General features: G+C 65.1%; 14 protein-coding genes. 5 read left to right on the forward strand and 9 right to left on the reverse strand.

Annotated elements, in window-relative coordinates; translation table 11 throughout:
- Positions 1-146: 146 nt before the first annotated feature.
- From AC5QPF_RS06205 to bglX, 3 genes are read right to left on the reverse strand one after another with little or no spacing between them, the layout of a single operon-like run.
- Entirely contained in the window at positions 147-1,481 is a 1,335-nt protein-coding gene (locus AC5QPF_RS06205) for a sigma 54-interacting transcriptional regulator (RefSeq protein WP_494962475.1), read from the reverse strand.
- Entirely contained in the window at positions 1,475-3,232 is a 1,758-nt protein-coding gene (locus AC5QPF_RS06210) for an ATP-binding protein (protein WP_494962476.1), read from the reverse strand. Before AC5QPF_RS06210 ends, AC5QPF_RS06205 begins: the two co-directional genes overlap by 7 nt.
- A gap of 60 nt (positions 3,233-3,292) precedes the next feature.
- Positions 3,293-5,590, reverse strand: coding sequence for a beta-glucosidase BglX (gene bglX / locus AC5QPF_RS06215; RefSeq protein WP_494962477.1), 2,298 nt, complete (start codon positions 5,588-5,590; stop codon positions 3,293-3,295).
- 186 nt (positions 5,591-5,776) lie between these two features.
- Between bglX and AC5QPF_RS06220 the strand changes: the two genes are divergently transcribed.
- The 4 genes from AC5QPF_RS06220 (at position 5,777) to AC5QPF_RS06235 (ending at position 9,113) form a co-directional block, all read left to right on the forward strand.
- Entirely contained in the window at positions 5,777-6,373 is a 597-nt protein-coding gene (locus AC5QPF_RS06220; RefSeq protein WP_494962478.1) for a LemA family protein, read from the forward strand.
- Positions 6,373-7,107: a TPM domain-containing protein gene (locus AC5QPF_RS06225; protein WP_494962479.1), complete on the forward strand. Its 735-nt coding sequence runs from the start codon at positions 6,373-6,375 to the stop codon at positions 7,105-7,107. The genes AC5QPF_RS06220 and AC5QPF_RS06225 overlap by 1 nt, the downstream gene beginning before the upstream one ends.
- 116 nt (positions 7,108-7,223) lie before the next feature.
- On the forward strand, positions 7,224-7,841 hold the full coding sequence (locus AC5QPF_RS06230; RefSeq protein WP_494962480.1) for a TPM domain-containing protein: 618 nt from the start codon (positions 7,224-7,226) through the stop codon (positions 7,839-7,841).
- Between the two features lie 54 nt (positions 7,842-7,895).
- The gene (locus AC5QPF_RS06235; protein WP_494962481.1) at positions 7,896-9,113 is read left to right on the forward strand and encodes a methyltransferase; all 1,218 of its coding nucleotides are present in this window, start codon (positions 7,896-7,898) and stop codon (positions 9,111-9,113) included.
- 37 nt (positions 9,114-9,150) lie between these two features.
- Here the strand turns inward: AC5QPF_RS06235 and AC5QPF_RS06240 are convergent, their stop codons facing one another.
- The 5 genes from AC5QPF_RS06240 to AC5QPF_RS06260 all read right to left on the reverse strand — a co-directional run bounded on the left by AC5QPF_RS06240 (position 9,151) and on the right by AC5QPF_RS06260 (position 15,815).
- Positions 9,151-9,981 carry a hypothetical protein gene (locus AC5QPF_RS06240; RefSeq protein WP_494962482.1) on the reverse strand — a complete coding sequence of 277 codons (831 nt, stop codon included), beginning with the start codon at positions 9,979-9,981 and terminating at the stop codon, positions 9,151-9,153.
- Between the two features lie 517 nt (positions 9,982-10,498).
- Positions 10,499-13,054 (reverse strand): TonB-dependent hemoglobin/transferrin/lactoferrin family receptor, encoded by a 2,556-nt coding sequence (locus tag AC5QPF_RS06245; RefSeq protein WP_494962483.1) that lies wholly within the window; start codon positions 13,052-13,054, stop codon positions 10,499-10,501.
- A 149-nt stretch (positions 13,055-13,203) separates the two neighbouring features.
- Complete coding sequence (locus AC5QPF_RS06250; protein ID WP_494962484.1) at positions 13,204-14,157, reverse strand: FecR domain-containing protein; 954 nt, start codon at positions 14,155-14,157, stop codon at positions 13,204-13,206.
- Positions 14,154-14,699, reverse strand: a complete 546-nt coding sequence (locus AC5QPF_RS06255; RefSeq protein ID WP_494962485.1) for a sigma-70 family RNA polymerase sigma factor — start codon at positions 14,697-14,699, stop codon at positions 14,154-14,156. Before AC5QPF_RS06255 ends, AC5QPF_RS06250 begins: the two co-directional genes overlap by 4 nt.
- Before the next feature lie 93 nt (positions 14,700-14,792).
- Positions 14,793-15,815 (reverse strand): DUF4917 family protein, encoded by a 1,023-nt coding sequence (locus AC5QPF_RS06260; RefSeq protein WP_494962486.1) that lies wholly within the window; start codon positions 15,813-15,815, stop codon positions 14,793-14,795.
- A gap of 115 nt (positions 15,816-15,930) precedes the next feature.
- Here AC5QPF_RS06260 and AC5QPF_RS06265 point away from each other — a divergent pair, with 115 nt between their 5' ends.
- Positions 15,931-16,998, forward strand: a complete 1,068-nt coding sequence (locus tag AC5QPF_RS06265; protein WP_494962487.1) for a glycerophosphodiester phosphodiesterase family protein — start codon at positions 15,931-15,933, stop codon at positions 16,996-16,998.
- A gap of 111 nt (positions 16,999-17,109) precedes the next feature.
- On the opposite strand, the gene AC5QPF_RS06270 is transcribed toward AC5QPF_RS06265, so the two are convergent.
- Entirely contained in the window at positions 17,110-18,840 is a 1,731-nt protein-coding gene (locus AC5QPF_RS06270; protein ID WP_494962488.1) for a sulfate permease, read from the reverse strand.
- Positions 18,841-18,950: the final 110 nt, after the last annotated feature.

The raw sequence follows: 18,950 nt of genomic DNA on the forward strand, positions 1-18,950 counted from the left end.
CACAGGATCCCGGAAAGCCCCGGATCAAAGGCTCGACGCGAACAGTGTGGGAGCGGGTTCACCCGCGATGAGGCCGGGACAGGCGAAGGTGGGTAAGCGGATTCTTGCTGATTTTTCAGACGACATAAGCGGAATTCCGCTCATGCTCAGGGGCGTTCGAGAAAGTCCTCCCGTACCAGCCCATGCCGTTGCATCTTCTCGTTCAGGGTTCGTCGCGGCAGTTGCAGCTCTTCCATCACCGCCTTGATCTCGCCCTTGTGCCGGCGCAGCGAGGTGCGCAGGCAATTGGCCTCGAAGGCCTCGCTCTGCGCGGCCAGCGAAGGATCACTGGCCACCTGCGGCGCCGCTGGATCGCTCAGTCCCATGGCATGTCGCTCGGCGGCATTGGCCAGTTCGCGAACATTGCCCGGCCAGTCCTGCCCGAGCAGTTGCCCCAGGTGCGCGACGCTCAGCGGCGGTGCCTGGCGGCCGACCCGTTCGGCGGCATGCCGGGCGAAGTGTTCGAACAGCAACGGGATGTCCTCGCGCCGCTCGCGCAGGGGCGGCAAGCGCAGTTCGGCGATATTCAGCCGATACACCAGGTCTTCGCGAAAGCGTCCGGCGCGGGCTTCTTCCAGCAGGTCAGGCTTGGTCGCGGCGACGATGCGCAGGTCCACGGCAATGCTCTGGTTGGCGCCAAGGCGCTCCAGCTTCTGCTCCTGAATCACCCGCAGCAGCTTGGCCTGCTGGGCCAGGGGCAGGCTTTCGATCTCATCGAGGAACACCGTGCCGCCATTGGCGTATTCCAGTTTGCCGATGCGCTTGCCCTGGGCACCGGTGAAGGCGCCACTTTCGTGCCCGAACAGCTCGGCCTCGAACAGGTGCTCGGGAATCGCTGCGCAGTTGAGCGCGACGAACGGCTTGGCCGCGCGCGGGCCGAAGTCGTGCAGGCAGCGGGCGACCTGCTCCTTGCCACTGCCGGTCTCGCCACGGATCAGCACGTTGACCGGCAAGGCGGCCAGCTCCAGTACCTGGCGACGCAGTTGCTGCATGCCCTGGGTCATGCCCAGCAGGGTGGTTTCAAGACGGCTCTTGAGGTCGGCCTGCTCGTGCAGGCGACGGTTTTCCAGGACCAGCCGGCGTTTCTCCAGGGCGCGGCACAGGCTGCCCATCAGGTCGTCCGGGCTGAACGGCTTTTCCAGAAAGTCGTAGGCGCCGTTGCGCATCGCCTCCACCGCCATCGGCACGTCGCCGTGGCCGGTGAGCAGGATCACCGGCAGGTCGGCATCGCGGGCTTGCAGCTCGGCCAGAAAGTGCAGGCCGTCCATGCCCGGCATGCGCACGTCACTGAGGATGACGCCGGCAAAGTGCTCCGGCAGCACCGCCAGGCATTCCTCGGCACGGCTGAACAGCTGCACCTGGAAGCCCGACAGACTGAGCCACTGCTCGACCGCCGTGCGGATGCTGGCTTCATCGTCGACGACTATCACCGAATTCAACATACAGGCTCCGGATCGCGGGGAAGGGTGAAGCTGAAGCGGGCGCCGCCGGGTTGGTTGTCCACCACCAGGCGGCTGCCGGCCTCGTGGATGATGCCATAGGAAATCGCCAGGCCCAGGCCCAGGCCTTCGCCCACCGGCTTGGTGGTGAAGAACGGGTCGAAGACATTGCCCAGGTGCTCGGCGGCGATACCGCCGCCGCTGTCCAGCACGCTGAGGCGCCAGCCGCTTTCTTCGGCGTCGATGCGGATCTCCAGGCGGCGGAAGCCCTTGTCGGCCATGGCGTCGAGGGCGTTGCGCAACAGGTTGATCAGCACTTGCTCCAGACGGATCGCGTCGCCCCGCACCCAGGCCGGGCGGGCCAGGTACAGCGCGGTGCTGACGTTCTCGGCGCGGATCCGCGCATCCAGCAGTTGCAGGGCATGATCGACCACGGTGGCCAGATCCAGGCGTTCGCGCAGACCGCTGGGGCTGTTGCGGGCGAAGGTCTTCAAATGCCCGGTGAGCGAGGCCATGCGCGTCAGCATCTGCTCCAGCGGCACCAAGGCCTGGCGCGCTTCGTCAATGCGGTCGTTGTCCAGCAGCAGGCGCAGGGTCGCCAGTTGCATGCGCTGGGTGGTCAGAGGCTGGTTGAGCTCGTGGGCGAGGGCGGCGGACATCTGCCCCAGCGCCGCCAGCTTGGTCGATTGCACCAGGCCTTCCTGGGCGGTGCGCAGGTCGCGGGTACGCTCCTCGACCAGCTGTTTCAGCTCTTCGCGACTGCGTTGACGCAGACGCGCGAGGCGCATGCGCTGGCTGACGAACAGTGCAGCGAACACCAGGCTCAGCCAGATCGCCGCGGCCGCGAGGGCGGCGTTGCGTCCGTCATTGCCGGTTTGCGGCTGGCGCAGCAGGTGCAGGGTCCAGCCTTCGCTCTCCAGCGGCAGGCTTTCCCACAGGTAATCGACCGTGCCTTGTGGCCCCTGTACCCGAACCAGGTTGCTGTTGTCGTCGAAGCGCTCCAGTACCTGACGCTGCAGCGGGACCAGCGCCTGCTTGTCGTACTGGCGGGTCTGTTCCAGTTCGTTGAAGTCGTGGGCCGACAGGGTGTTCAGCTTGCGGTAGCGCCAGCCGTCCTGGTTGGCGATGAAGAGGATGCCGCGACCGTCGCTGACCAGCACGATGTCGTTGCCTTGGCGCCATTCCCGCTCAAGCTCGGGAAACTCCAGTTTGACCACCATGGCGCCCAGGAAGCCTTGCTGCTCGTCGGTGACCGCGCTGGACAGGAAGTAGCCGGGAATCCCGCTGGTCACGCCGACCGCATAGAAGCGCCCGGTGCCCTGGCTGCGGGTCTGCTTGAAGTAGGGGCGGAAACCGTAGTTGTGCCCGACATAGGTACTGGGCAGGCGCCAGTTGCTGGCGGCAACGGCCAGGCCGGTGCGGTCGAGCAGTTCAAGGGTCGAGGAGTTGGCCGCGCCGTTGATGCGCTCCAGCTTGCGGTTGAGCAGGTCCTGGGTTTGCGGGCCGACCGTGCCGCGCAGGGCACCGATGAACTCGGGATCGAGGGCGAGCACCGCGGGCAGGGCGCGGTAGCGTTCGATCAGGGTGTGCAGCGAATTGGCGTACAGGCCCAGCTGCTGGCTGGCCCGGTCCGCATCCTCGACCATGGCCTGACGCTGGGCATGATGCATGGCCAGCGCAGCGGCGATCAGGGTGCCGGCGCTGATCGACAGCAGGATCAGCCCCAGGCGCAACGTGCGAAAGGAAAGAGACATGGGCAGCCATCCGGGCGATGGGGAAGGCCGGATGGCGCTTCCCCTTGAGCGTGGCGGCGCTTACAGCAGCTCGAAGCTCTGCTGCTGCACCGACTCGGAATCCAGGCCAACCTGCACGTTGAATTCACCGGCTTCTGCGGCGTATTTCAACTGGCTGTTGTAGAACTTCAAGTCGTCCTCGCTGATGCGGAAGGTCACCACCCGTTCTTCACCCGCCTTGAGCATGATCTTCTGGAAGTTTTTCAGTTCCTTGACCGGACGGCTCATCGATGCGGCGACGTCCTGAACGTACAGCTGCACCACGGTTTCGCCATCGCGCTTGCCGGTGTTCTTCACGGTGACGCTGGCTTCCAGGCTGGCGCCTTTGTTCAGGGTCTTGCTCGACAGGGTCAGCGGCGACACCGAGAACTCGGTGTAGCTCAGGCCGTAGCCGAATGGATACAGCGGGCCGTTGGGCTCCTCGAAATACTGCGAGGTGTAGTTGCCTGGCTTGCCCGGGGTGAACGGCCGGCCGATGCGCATGTGGTTGTAGTACATCGGGATCTGCCCCACCGAGCGCGGGAAGGTGATCGGCAGCTTGCCCGACGGGTTGTAGTCGCCGAACAGCACATCGGCGATGGCGTTGCCGCCCTCGGTCCCGGAGAACCAGGTTTCCAGTACCGCGTCGGCCTGTTCGCGCTCCCAGCCGATGGACAACGGACGGCCGTTCATCAGCACCAGTACCAGCGGCTTGCCGGTGGCCTTCAGGGCCTTGATCAGCTCGCGCTGTACTTCGGGGATTTCCAGGGTGGTGCGGCTGGACGACTCGTGGGACATGCCACGGGACTCGCCGACCACGGCGACCACCACGTCGGACTGCTTGGCGGCCTTGACCGCTTCGTCGATCAGCACGGCGGCCGGACGCGGGTCGTCGACGATTTCCGGGGCGTCGAAGTTGAGGAAGTTCAGGTAGTCGAACATCGCCTTGTTGCCGGTGACGTTGGAACCCTTGGCGTAGACCAGCTTGGCCTTGTCGCCGACGGCGCGGCGCAGGCCCTCGCGGACGGTCACCGAATGCACCGGCTTACCGTCGGCGGCCCAACTGCCCATCATGTCGATCGGTGCATCGGCCAGCGGGCCGACCAGGGCGATGGTCCCGGATTTCTTCAGCGGCAGGGTCTGCTCGCGGTTCTCCAGCAGGACCAGGCCACGGCGGGCCACGTCGCGGGCGGCGTCGCGGTGCAGGCGGGCGTCGGCGTAGTAGTCCGGCACGTCGCTCTCGGGCTTGCCGATGCGCACGTAAGGGTCCTTGAACAGGCCCATGTCGTACTTGGCACCGAGCACTTCGCGGACGGCCTGGTCCAGCTCGGCCTGGCTCACTTCGCCGGACTTGAGCAGCCCCGGCAGCTCTTCGCCGTACAGCGTGTCGTTCATGCTCATGTCGATACCGGCCTTGATCGCCAGCTTGGCCGCCTCACGGCCGTCGCGGGCTACACCATGCCGGATCAGTTCCTGGATCGCGCCGTGGTCACTGATGGTCACGCCGTTGAAGCCCCACTCCTTGCGCAGCAGGTCGTTCATCAGCCAGGTGTTGGAGGTGGCCGGCACGCCGTTGATCGAGTTCAGCGCCACCATCACCCCGCCGGCACCGGCGTCGATGGCCGCGCGGTAGGGCGGCAGGTAGTCGTTGTACATCTTCGGCAGGCTCATATCGACCGTGTTGTAGTCGCGCCCGCCTTCAACCGCACCGTACAGGGCGAAGTGCTTGACGATGGCCATGATGCTGTCGGGTTCGGCCGGGCTCTTGCCCTGGAACGACTCGACCATCACCTTGCCGATCTTCGAGGTCAGGTAGGTGTCTTCGCCGAAGCCCTCACTGGTACGGCCCCAGCGCGGGTCGCGGGCGATGTCGACCATCGGTGCGAAGGTCATGTCCAGGGAGTCGGCGGCGGCCTCGACGGCCGAGGTGCGACCGACCGTGGCGATGGCGCCCATGTCCCAGGACGAAGCCATGCCCAGGCCGATCGGGAAGATGGTGCGGTTGCCGTGGATGGTGTCGTAGGCGAAGAACATCGGGATCTTCAGCCGGCTGCGCATGGCGGCGTCCTGCATCGGCCGGTTTTCCGGGGCGGTGCGCGAGTTGAAGGTGCCGCCGATGCGGCCCGCGGCGATTTCCTCGCGGATCTTCTCCCGTGGCATTTCCGGGCCGATGGAGATCAGGCGCAACTGGCCGATCTTCTCGTCCTGGGTCATCTGGCCCAGCAGATGGTCGACGAAGGCTTTCTTTTCCTTCAGGTGCGCGGCGGCGGCGGAGGTGTCGGCCAGGGCCGTCTGACTGGCCAGGCTGACGAGCAGGCCCAGCAAACACAGGTTCTTCATGAATTCTGTTCTCGTGGCTCGCGCCGGCAGTCACGGGAGCTACCGGCCAGCCGAAATTGGGGGAGCGGCTATTGTTATGGTTTGCTGGGGCACGTTTGTAGCCGATTGGGCCCGCACTATCCAGCGGCGGTCACGGATTATGCCTCAAGTCAGGTAGTTGAACAGTCATCCAAGGAGCGTTACCCGATGCATGTGATCTCCCGAGCCAGACCCTGGTTGTTGATCCTCCTCGCCAGCCTGCTGGCCGGCTGCGGGATCAACAACATTCCCAGCTACGACGAACAGGTCAAGGCCGCCTGGGGCCAGGTGCAGAACCAGTACCAGCGCCGCGCCGACCTGATTCCCAACCTGGTGGCGACGGTCAAGGGCTACGCCGCGCATGAGCAGGCCACCCTCACGGCGGTGATCGAGGCGCGGGCCAAGGCCACCTCGATCCAGGTCGACGCCAATACCCTGAACGATCCGGAGAAGATCAAGCAGTTCCAGGCCGCCCAGGCCCAACTGACCGGGGCCCTGAGCCGGCTGATGGTGGTTGCCGAGCAATACCCCAACCTCAAGGCCGACCAGAACTTCCTGGCCTTGCAGTCCCAGCTTGAAGGCACGGAAAACCGCATTGCCGTGGCGCGCAAGGACTTCATTGCCGCGGTGCAGAAGTACAACACCGAGATCCGCACCTTCCCCGGACGGATCTGGCACACCTTGATGTACAGCGACCTGCCGCTGCGCGAGAGCTTCGAGGCCACCAGCGCCGATGCCGACAAAGCGCCTGAAGTGAAGTTCTGATGCGTCCGCTCAAGGCCGTTATGCTCCTGGCACTGCTTTGCGTGGCGCTGGCGGTGCGCGCCGAGGTGGTGTTTCCGGCGTTGAGCGGGCGGGTGGTGGATGACGCCGGCCTGCTCGACGGGCACACCCGCAGCCAGCTCACGCAGATGCTCCAGGCCCATGAGCAGGCCAGCGGCGAGCAGGTGGTGGTGGTCACCGTGCCCGGCCTGCAAGGGCTGGCCATCGAGGACTACGGCTACCAACTGGGCCGGCACTGGGGCATCGGGCAGAAAGGCAAGGACAACGGCGCATTGCTGATCGTCGCGCCGCAGGAGCGCAAGGTTCGCATCGAGGTGGGCTATGGGCTGGAGGAACGGCTGACCGATGCGCAGTCGTCGGTGATCATCAACCGCATCATCCTGCCGGCGTTCAAGCGGGGTGAGTTCAGCCAGGGGATCGTGCAGGGGACGGCGGCGATTCTCCAGGTGTTGGGCGGGAATCCGCTGGCGCAGCCTTCGTCACTGAGTGCGGCGCAAGAGGAGGGTGAGCCGCCGTCGTTGTGGATGATCGGGTTGTTCATCCTGCTGGTGGTGGTTGTGCTTTATCTCCAGGGGCTGGGTGGTGGCCGGCGTGGCGGGCCTGGCGGTGGGTTCGGTGGCGGGTTTGGTGGATTGGGTGGCGGTCGTGGTGGCGGCGGTGGTTTTGGCGGTGGAGGTGGCAGCTTCGGCGGCGGTGGATCGTCCGGGAGCTGGTAGTCAAGGCTGCTGGCCCGCTCCCACAATGTCCAAGACGCATACGATCCTTGTGGGAGCGGGCGTTGCCCGCGATCAGGCCATCAGCAGCAACATCAATGCATCGATAAGGAACAACCATGGCACTGCTGAACGAATTCCAACAACGCCAGGTCGCCGAAGCGATCACCGGCGTCGAACGCTACACCGACGCCGAGCTGGTCACCGTCCTGGCCCGCAGCGCCGACGACTATGCCTATGTCCCGCTGGTCTGGGCCAGTCTGCTGGCGCTGTTGCTGCCGGGCCTGGTGCATTACCTCACCGGCTTGTTCAGCACCCACGGCCTGCTGCTCACCCAGTGGCTGACCTTCATCGTCCTCTGCCTGGTCCTGCGCCTGCCGGTCTTCACCAGCCGCCTGGTGCCCCGCGCGGTGCGTCACTGGCGCGCCTCGAACCTGGCCCGCCGCCAGTTCCTCGAGCAGAACCTGCACCACACCGCCCACCGCACCGGCGTGCTGATCTTCGTCTGCGAAGCCGAGCGCTACGTGGAAATCCTCGTCGACGACGGCATTGCGGCGAAACTCGACGACCAGGTCTGGGACGCCATCGTCACCAACTTCACCGCCCAGGTCCGCGCCGGGCAGACCCTGGAAGGCTTCCTCACCTGCATCCAGGCCTGCGGCGAACTGCTCAAGGCCCACGTCCCGGCCACCAGTGATCGCAACGAACTGCCCAACCGCCTGGTGATCCTCGACTGAGCGCCGGCCCTCCCCGTAAAATGCCCGGCATCAACCCCGAGGCACCCATTCCCCATGTCCGCTACCCCCAACGTCCAGGCCGCGCCGGATGCATGTGCGCAGTTTCTCGCCGTGCTCGCCGAGAGCCTGCAACAGCAAAGCTTCGTCAAGCTGGTGCTGGCCCGCCATGTCGGTGCCGAAGCCGACCTGCAGCGCATCACCGCCAAGCCGCTGATGGTCAAGGGCACGCCGAGCCTGCAGTTCGTCTATCGCTACAAGACCCGTGACATCACTCGCAACCTGCCACTGGACGAAGCCCAGGCTCAGGTCGCCGAGTGGCTGCCGGGCGCCTTCCGCAATGCCCACCTGCTGACCCTGGCCGACGAAGTGCAACTGGAGTTCACCAAGAAGGGCAAGCCGATGCTGCACCGCAACGCCGCGCAGCAGGTGCGCCAGGCCGCGGGCGGCGAGCATGACCGGGAGAAGAAGCGCTACCTGGAACTGAGCCGACCGTTTCTGCAGGACCTCGGCGTGACCGACAAGCAGCAGGCGCTGATCCCGGCCATGTCGCGCAAGTGGAAGCAGATCAACAAGTTCATCGAAGTGTTTTCCCACGCCTTCAGCAGCGTCGCGCTGCCGGCGCAGCAGCCGGTGCGGGTGGCGGACTTTGGCTCGGGCAAGGGCTACCTGACCTTCGCCATCCACGACTACCTGTGCAACACCCAGCAGCGCACGGCCCAGGTGACCGGCGTCGAACTGCGCCCGGACATGGTCGAGCTGTGCAACGCCGCTGCCGGGCGCCTGGAGCACCCGGGGCTGGTGTTCGAGCAGGGCGACGTGCGCAGCGTGGTGCCGGCCGAGATCGACGTGATGATTGCCCTGCACGCCTGCGACATCGCCACCGACTACGCGATCCATACCGGCATCCGCACGGGTGCAGCGATCATCATGTGCTCGCCGTGCTGCCACAAGCAGATCCGCCCGCAACTGAGCAGTCCCGGCTTGCTCAAGCCCATGCTGCAATACGGCCTGCACCTCGGCCAGCAGGCCGAGATGCTGACCGACAGCCTGCGCGCCCTGTATCTGGAAGCCTGCGGTTATGACGTCAAGGTGTTCGAGTTCATCTCGCTGGAGCACACCAGCAAGAATAAGATGATCCTCGCGACCAAGCGCAAGGAGGCGGGGGATCGTTCGGCGTTGCTGGCGAAGATTGCCGAACTGAAGGCGTTCTATGGGGTGTCCGAGCACTGCCTGGAGACGTTGCTGCGAGCGGATGGGCTGATCGCGGGGTAGAAGGCCCGGGGCGGACCCGGGCGCAATGGCGTTCGCTCTATTTGCCGGGACCGAACAGATAGAATTTCTGCGCGCCATAGCTGTAGTAGAACCAGCGATTGGGCTCCGGCGCGAGTTTCACATCGACGACTGCCTGTATATAGACCAGGTCCCAGGCCGGGTCGTACAGGTCTTTATAGCCTGCTGGCGGTATCTCGAAGCTGTAGCTCTCGCCGGGGGCGCCAGGCAGTCGCAGGTGGCTGAGGTAGAGGGGCGATGTTTGATTGCCCCTGATACCCAGCACTTCCCAGCCCAGTGCCACCGTGTGGTAGCCGGCGATATTGACGATGGGCGTGTAGTTCACCGTGATGCCATCCGGAAAGCGATCCGGATGCAGGACATCGCCATCCTTCAGACCCTCGACGATCATGCTGTCGAACAGCACCCGCTTGCCGACCTGCACGGTCAGGGGCGCGCCGACCCGCACCGTGCCATCTGGCAGCACCAGTTCGTGTTCGATCAGCACCTGCTGGCCTTCCGATTCCAGCAGCCAGGCATCTTCGATGGACACTTGCGCGTTGATGGTACTGCTGCCACTCAGGCGTAGCGTGACGGTGTGAACGGGCCTGCCACCGGCGGGTGTCCAGCGCACGCCAAGCATGGTGCCCTCAGGCAGCCCGGCAGTGACGAACTCCGCTGTGAAGACGACCTGTGGGCTCTCGCTGATTTCTACGGGCAGGATCAGGCCCCACGGTGGGACGTCCACCAGATAGTTGGGTTCTCCGAACCAGTGGTAACGGATACGCGGTGCGATTTGCGCCAGCGACAGTCGCACGCCGGGCTGGATGGCTCCGCTGAACGTGCCGGCTGGCAAGGTTGGGTTTTTCATTCAAGGCTCCCAAGGGCGTCGATTCGCCCGTATGAGAAGGCCAGCGACACGGGCGCCGTACCCGTGAAAGGGAAGGGGGATGCGAAGTCGGCCCCGGTGATCGGCGTGATAGCGACGACGGGACGACTCTGCCAGGACGCGGATGGGAAGGCCCGGTGGGTGCCGGGCCTTGTCTGCAGTGTAGGCCAGGCGGCCTTACTCGATAGGGACGGTCATCGGGGTTCTGGCCTGGGCCAGGGTGAGCATGGCCAGGCCGATCTTCAGGTCGAGGATGGCGTCCTGCACACAGGACGCAACCACCAGACGGGGTCGGGGAGTATGCTTGGGAAATTGCCTACAAGAAAGTCGGAGATGGGTGAATTTTCGTGCCTGAATACGACAGCTTTCTGCTGTTCTCACGGGCCTCATCGCTGGCAAGCGCCACCTGTACAGCACCGTTCTCAGGAACAGTGGGGACCCTGTGGGAGCTGGCTTGCCAGCGATGAGGCCAGCACAGTCAATCAAATTGCCGATCTGATCAGAAGAACCGCGTCACACTGATCTTCGCGTTGCGCCCCACGCTGTACACGTTGTCATCGCTGAGCATCGGCGCGTAGTCGCGGTTGAACATGTTATCCAGGGTGAAATTGACCTCGGTGCCCTTCAGGTACTGCTGCTGCGGTTTCCAGCTGGCGAACAGGCCTTGTACGTTGTAGGCCTCGTTGGCGCGGTGGTCCCAGGCAGTGTCGCCCAAGGCGCTGCCGGTGGAGCCCGCAGGATACTTGTCGCTCGGCAGACGGTCGGTCTGGCGCACCCACAAGCCTTTCCAGCCCACCACGGCATCCCATTCGGGGATCTTCACGCCCAGTCGCGCTACCCATTTCGGCGCCGGTACGTCACGCGCCCAGACATCCGGGCCCCAAGGGTTGGTGTAGGCACCTTCGTGCTTTCCGGTCATCCAGGTGTAGGACAGGGTGCCGAACAGGTAGGTCGAGTCGTAGAAGCTCTCCACCTCGAAGCCCTTGTAGGTCACGCCGTCCAGGTTGCGGTAGTTGCCGATCAGGTAGCTGCCGCAGTTGCTGCTGATGTTGCCACCGGTGACCGTCTGCTTCTGGCACTCGATGCCCAGGTTCTTGAAGATCTCGTCCTTGACCTTGTTGTGGAACAGGGTGGTGCGCACCTGCAGGTTGTCGTCGCTGGTGAACAGCCCGGAGAAGTCGGTGACGTTACCCACGCGCACGGCGGTGATGCGTTCCGGGTCGAGGTCGCGGCTGGTGGCGCTGCGGGTACTGGCCGCGCTCTGCACTTCGTACTGCTCGTCGATCACCGGGGCACGCCAGGTCTTGGAGTAGTCGGCGAAGAAGGCGACATCGTCTGTGGCATGCCAGAACAGCGACAGGCGCGGCGACCAGCCCGTGTAGGTCTTGGCACTGTAGTCATGCCCGGCGGAGGCGACGTTGTAGAACGGTGCATCGTTCTGCTCGCCACGGTTGCGCACGTGGTCGTAGCGCAGCGACGGGGTGATGGTCACCTGGCCGATCGTGATTGCGTCCTGCACGTAGGCGCTGTTGGTGTCCACTTTGCCGTGGGGCATGAAGTTCGGCTGGAAGTGGCCGTAGTTGTATTTCTCGACGTTGTAGGTCGCACCCGGCATCCACATTTCGGTTTCGCGGGCATGGCGGTGCAGCTCGACGCCGGTGGTCAGCGCGTGCTCCAGCACGCCGGTGCTGAACTGCGCGGTGTTGCGCACTTCGAAGTTGCGGTCTTTGTACTCGGTGTCCATTTTCCGCCCGCCGGTGGCGAGCTGGAAGAAGGCGTTGGCGCCGCGTTCGTCGGTCTGGTCGACGTCAGACTCCGAATAGCTCACCTCCAGGTTGACCAGCGGATTGTCCACCGGCTGGTAGCGGTACTTGGCCGACCAGGTGGTGTCGATGGTTTCGCGATGGGCGAGGTAGCGGCGGATGGCGTCCTTGTAGCCGTAGCGATCGATATTCGCCTTGGTCGGCGGCGTCGAGTAGTTGGTGGACGAGTAGCGGGTCATGCGCTCGTTCTTCGAGCGCGAGTAGGACAGGCCGAGGGACTGCTCCTCATCGAGCTGGAAGTTCAGCTTGAACAGGCCGCCCTCCAGGTCCTGGGCGCTGTCGGGCAGGCGCTTGGGATTGATCGGGTACTGGTTGCCCGGGTCGGGCAGGGACGAGGCCAGCTTGAAGTCATCGCCATCGCGCTTGGTCAGGTAGACCAGGGCGTCGATGCGGCGGTCCTCGGTGCGGCCGAACAGCGCTGAGCTGTAGACCTGCTGGTGGTCGTTGCTGGAGTAGCCGTACTTGAGCATGGCACCGCTGTCGCGGCCTTCCTGCAGCAGGTCCGGGGCATCCTTGGTGGTCATGTGCACGCTGCCGGCCAGGCCGCCGTTGCCGACGAAGGGCGAGTGCGGGCCTTTCTCGACTTCGATGCTCTTGATCAGCTCGGGCTCGATGAACATGGTGCCTTGCTGGTAGCGCTCGAAGCCGGTCTTGGTGGCGCCGTCGACGGTCAGTTGCACGTCCTCGGCTTCGCCCATGCCCCAGATATTGATCTTCTGGCCGCCGGGCATCATCGAGCCGGTCATCTCCACGCCGGGCAAGGTGCTCAGGAGGCTGGGGACGTTGTTCGCCTGCTCGCGGTCGATGTCGCGCTGGGTCAGGGTCGAGCGGCCGACGGTGGCCGGGGTGACCTGCTGGCCGTCGCCGACGATGCTCATGGCGCCGAGCTGGATGCCGGTACTGGCGGTGCCGGGCGGTGTAGTTTCGCTTTCCTTGGCTCGCACGACGTAGGTGTTGCCGACCTTGACCAGGGTGAACTGGCTGCTGGCCAAAAGGCGGGTGATCGCCTCCTCGGCGCTGAACTGGCCGTTCAGGGCTGGGGCGGAGACGTTGCGCAGCAGCGCCTCGTCGAACAGCAGTTGCACCTTGGCCTGCTGCGCCACCTGGCTCAGCGAGGTGGCCAGCGGCTGCGCCGGCAAGTGCAGGGCTACCTCTGTGGCCTGGGCCTGCAGGCTCAGGGTCAGGCACACGGCAAGCAGTGTTGGCTTGGACGCACGAAACGCACGAAACATGAAAATCCCCCAAACGGCCAAAGGCCAAAAAAAGACGGTGTCGACGGCGCAGTCGGGGAGGAAGACGCGGGGGGCGGGAAAACCCTCACATGCGAATGAAAAATATTCTCATGGTTGTTGGGGCTTGGGGTGTTGCTGATGGCCGCGAGCTATTTGCTGCTGCGCTCGATCCGCAGCCGCCCGTCCGCCAGTGCCACGGTCTTCACCGGCAGCAATGCCGGCAAGGCATTGAGCAGCGCATCAGGATCATGCACATCAAGATTGCCGGACACCTTGAACCCCGCCAGCGCCGGATCAGCCAGCACCACCGCGGCAGGACGATACAGCGACAGCTCATCCACCAGACTGGCCAGCTCACGATTGCGGAACGACACATGCCCGCTGCGCCAGTCCGCCACTTCCGCATCGCTCAGGCTCTGCCGGACCAGATCGCCGCGAGCGAGGTTGTATACCGCCCGCTCGCTGGCCCCCAGCAGCATCGGCTCACGCCGCTCCCCCGGCGTCTCGAACGCTACCAGGCCGTGGGCAACACTGAGCACGAGCTCGCGCTGGCCCCGCCGCAGGTCGAACCCGGTGCCCACCACCCGCACCTGTGCAGTACCGGCATCGACGAACAGCGGGCGCTCCTTGTCCGGGGCGACCTCCAGGAACACCTGGCCTTGCTCCAGGTAGACCATGCGCCGCTCGGCATTGAAATCGATACGCAGGCGGGTATTGGCGTTGAGTTCCAGGCGGCTGCCATCGGGCAGGGTGAAGCGGCTTGGCTGCCCGTCCTGGCTCGCCAGCTGGCGCTGCAGCGGCGCCACGGTGCTGCCCAGGTTGCCCGCCAGCAGGGCGCAGACCAGCGCCGCCGCCGTGGCCAGCGCAGGGCGCCAATAGGCACTCTTGCGCGGCTGCAGGACCACCGGCTTGTTCAGTTCCTTGAGCGCGGCAAGGTCATCCCACAGCTGTTCGAACTGCTGGTAGGCCTGGGCATGCCCGGGCTGTTCCAGCCACTGGGCGAAGGCCTTGCGCGTGGCCCGGGAATGGTCGTTGCGATTGCGCGTGAACCAGCTCGCCGCCTGGGCGTCGACCGCTCGGCTGTCCATGTCAGGTAGGGTCATTCCGGTTGCTCCGCAACGTTGTCACTGTCCAGGCGCTGCTTGCAGTACAGGAGTGCGGCGGCGATATGTTTCTCCACCATGCTGATGGAGATGCCCATGCGTTCACTGATCTGCGCCTGACTCAAACCTTCGAAGCGGTGCAGCATAAGGGCTTCGCGGCGTCGCGGCGAGAGTTCGGCGAGGACAATTTTCAGATGCTCCAGGCGTTGCAGGCGCTGCGCACCGGCCAGCGGGTCGGATCCGGGGGCATCGCTGGGACGCTCGTCTTCTCGCGCCTCGACCTGCTCATCGAGCACATCGCCGCGTACTTTCTGCCGCCGCCAGTGATCGCGCAGCAGGTTGCGCGCCATCTGGAACAGGAACGCCCGGGGCTGTTCAACCCGGGCCTTGTCGCGGTAGCCAAGCCATTGAGTGAAGACGTCCTGGGTCATGTCTGCGGCATCGCTGGCGTTGTCCGTGCGCTTGCGCAGGAAATGCAGGATATCGGCGTAGAAGCCGTGGCAGGTGTCCTGCGCGAAGCGGTCGGGTTTGGGGCGCTGCATGCGAACTTTCCAGGGAGGGTGCCGGAGAGAAAGGTCGCAAATGTTATCGAGAATTATTGTTATTTGCTATGGGGTTTCACTATCGCTTTGCCATCAACGCCGACGCCGGGTGATGGCGGCGGGTGCCGGGACGTTGAGTTCGGCACGACCCAACGGATGGGTCGAGGCATCGAAGAAATACAGCGTGATCTCCGGCGTTTCCTCGAAAATCCGCGCGTAATGCTGCTTCTGGCTGACGATGGCGGCGTCGCCCAAGGGCATGATCGACAGCGCCACATGGGCCGGTTTCGCCTGTTGGATGGCCCGCAGCAAATGGCGGTCGGCGCGGTCCAGGTGGTGGCCGAAAATGCACAGGCCCTCGCCGTGGCTGGCCAGGGCGGCATAGCTCCAGGTCAGGTAGTCGGAGCTACGGATGGCGCGCAGCTTGTGGTCGCTGGTGCACTCGTTGACGAACAGCGGTACGTCGCCCGGCGTATTGATGGCGAAGCCGTCGAGCAACTGGCTGCCGCTGGCGGCGCGCAGGCGCGTGCCACCGTCTTCGGTACGCAGCAGGTGCAGGCCGCCGTGCAGGTAGTGCAGGCGGGTACCGGCGCCGTGGGTACGGCTGACATCGAAGTGGCCTTCCTCGTCGAACAGTTGCTGGAAGCCCTCCGGCGCCTGGCTCACCGCCCAGTGGCAGAGCAGGTCGTAGTTGCCGGTGAACACGCTGCGGTAGTTGCGCAGCTCGGCGTTGATCGCCGCCAGGGTGTCCGCGGGCAGCAGCTTCCACGGGATATGCACGCTGCGCACGGCATGGATCAGCGCTTCCTTGATCGCGTAGTAGCGGTTCAACGGCGCCGACGCGCCGATGGCCAGTGCCGCGTTGACCCGCACTGTGGTGTTGAGGGCGCTGAGCACCGGTTCGAACAGCTCGCTGCCCAGCGACTTGAACAGCGCCTGGTCGCTGACACCCAACGGCTTGTTGCGTACCCGCTGGGCCAGTTCGAAGAGCGAGAAGTAGCTGAACGGCCGCCAGATCCCCCGGCTGGCGCCATTGCCCAGAAGCAGGCCGGTACAGGGATGGCGAGCGGCGAGGTCCGTCCAGGAGGCGAGGGAGGCGTCTAGTTCGGCGGGCATGGCGGGTCTCGTAGGAATCTGTTGCAAATCGGCAGGGCGGGACTTTAGCACGTCACGGGTTGTCATCCGTGTCGGCGACTATGCTCTGGGCCGGTTTTCCAAGGAGACATTTCCAATGCGACTGAAGGACCTCTGCCTGGGCCTCGGCCTGTGCGCGCTGATGACCCCGGCGCTTGCCGAACGTGGCGCGGCACTGGCGAAAGCCCAGGGCATCCCGTACCCGGCGGTGATCGCCCATCGTGGCGCTTCCCATGATGCCCCCGAATCTACCGCCCCTGCCTACCAGTTGGCCCGCGATCTTGGCGCCGATTACCTGGAGCTTGACCTGCAGCGCAGCCGCGACGGCGTGCTGGTGGTGGTGCATGACGACGACCTGCGCCGTACCAGCGATGTCGCCGAGCGCTTTCCGGAGCGCAAGGACAGCCCGGTCAGCGCCTTCACCCTCGCCGAGCTGAAGTCCCTGGATGCCGGCAGCTGGTTCAATCGCGCCTATCCGGAGCGGGCACGGGCGGCGTTTGCCGGGCTCAAGTTGCTGACCCTGGACGAGGTGCTGGATATCGCCGAGGCCAACCCGGCGCGCACGCCCGGGCTGTATATCGAGACCAAGGTGCCGACGCAGTTTCCCGGTATCGAGCAAGACCTGCACAAGGCTCTGGACCGGCGCGGCTGGCTCGACCGGCCAGGGCGCGTGGTGTTGCAGAGTTTCGATCGCGACAGCCTCGCCTTGCTGCACAAGGCCATGCCGCAGGTGCCGAAGGTGTTGCTGCTGTGGCTGGGCAAGGATCATGTCGAGCCGGCGCCGGGGCCGTCCTTCGCTGACTCCGGGGCGCGGGACAAGGCGGCGTTCTATGCGAGCCAGAAGCCGAAGGATCGTGCGGAGTTCGAGCGCTGGCTGGATCATGCCAAGGCGGCGGGGGCCGTCGGTACCGGGCCGTCTGCAGCGCTCGCCGGGGGGGGCGAGCAGAGTTATGCCGATCTGGTGCAGCCGTGGATGAACCAGATGACCCATGACAAGGGGCTGCTGGTACATGTGTACACGGTCGATGAGCCGGTGGATTTCAAGCGGGTGAGCGAGGCGGGGGTGGATGGGATCTTTACCAATCGCACTGGCGCATTGCTGCGCTTCCATGGTCGCTCGGTGGTAAAGGACGAGGCCGCGCTGCTCAGTGAGAATGGCTGGTAAATCTTCTGTGGGGCTGCTGGCCTCATCGCGGGCAACGCCCGCTCCCACAAGGATCGCGTGCGCCACGGACCTTGTGGGAGCGGGCGTTGCCCGCGATGAGGCCATCAAGCCTTAAGGAAGAGTAGGCACCGGCGGCGCCTTCCCGGCATCCGCCTGCTCCCGGCGGATCTTGTTCCGCCACAAACGATACGCGCGGATCCCCGCCCTAACCGAGCCATACAGCAGGTGGTTGTCCATCTCCCGTGCCAGCCCCGAGCGCACCAGCATGCGCAGGAACGCCCCGCGTGCCCGGGCGATGCCCAGCTCGATGCCTTGCGCTTTCAAGGTATCGCGCACCTCGCGCAGCGCTGCGATGCCGCTGACATCGATGCTGCTCACCGCTTCGGCATCGAACAGCACCGCCTTGGGATCAGCCTCGCGCTGCACCGCGTCGAGCAGGCGCATCTTGAAGTAGTCAGCATTGAAGAACAGGATCGCGTCGTCGAAGCGGTACACCACCAGCCCCGGCACGGTGCGCGCGTCCTTGTGCCGGCTGATGTCGACCTGCCCCTCGATTCCCGGCGCCCAGCCGAGCACTGCGTCGGTGGGCTGGTAGATGCTGTAGAGCAAGCGCAGGATCGCCAGGGTCACGGCGATGATGATCCCCGGCAGCACGCCGACGCCGAGCACGCCGAAGGTGGTGAATACGCAGAGGAAGAATTCGAAGCGGCTCAGCGCCCAGATCTTCTTCAGCGACTGCACATCGATCAGGCCCCAGCCGGCCATCAGCAGCACGGCGCCCAGCGCCGCCTGGGGAATCCAGGCCATGGGCGCGGTGAAGAACATCAGGATCACGGCAATCACCAGGGCGGCGACGATGCCTACCAGCTGGCTCTTGCCGCCGACCATGTCGTTGACCGCGGTGCGCGAGTCGGCGCCGCTGATGGCGAAGCCCTGGGACACCCCGGCGGCCAGGTTGGACACGCCGAGGGCGACGAACTCGTGGTTGGCGTTGATCGCGTAGCCGTGCCGCGCGGCGAAGCTGCGGGCGGTGAGCATGGCGCTACAGAAACTCACGGTGGCGATACCCAGGGCGTCGCGCAGCAGGCTCTTCATTTCTTCCAGCGAGGTCTGTGGCCAGGCCAGTTCCGGCATGCCGCCGGGGACGTGGCCGAGCACCGCTACACCGTGGTTGTCGAGGCCAAAGACCCCGGCGATCAGGGTGAACACCGCTACCGTTACCAGCGCCGAAGGCAGTTTCGGGTAGCGGCGCGGCAGCCAGATCAACATGGCCAGGCCAGCGAGGCCGATGGCCAGGGTCAGCCAGTGGATTTCGCCGACCCTTTCGAAGAAGTTGATCATGCTGAGGATGAAGCCGTTGCCCTCGATCTTGAAGCCGACCACCTTGCCCAGCTGCCCGGCCAGCAGGCTCAGGCCGATGCCGTTGAGGTAGCCGATGAGGATCGGCCGCGAGAAGAAGCTGGCGATGAAGCCGGCGCGGGCCACCCCGGCGCAGATCAGCATAAGGCCCACCAGTACCGTGACCACTACCGAGAGTTGCAGCAGCCGGTCCGGATCGCCCATGGCCAGGGGCGCGATGGCTCCGGCGACCATGGCGCAGGTTGCGGCGTCGGGGCCAACCATCAGTTGTCGCGAGCTGCCTACCAGGGCATAGACGATCATCGGCAGGATGCACGCGTACAGGCCCACCTGCGGCGGCAGGCCGGCGATCTGGGCGTAGGCGATGGCGATCGGGATCTGGATGGCGGCTACCGACAGGCCCGCCTGCACGTCCGGGCGGAACCACTCGCGACGGTAATGCAGCAGGTTGGCCAGGCCCGGAAGCCAGCGGGAAAGAAACATGTTCAGGTCCTTTTGATGTATCTGACAGACGCTAGCGCAAAAGCCCGGCGCCCGGCACTCCGGATAGGAGGTCGGGGTGGTTTGGGGGCATTTGGCCAGCATCGTACCCC

The sequence above is a fragment of the Pseudomonas sp. Con_6 genome, from assembly GCF_059379395.1.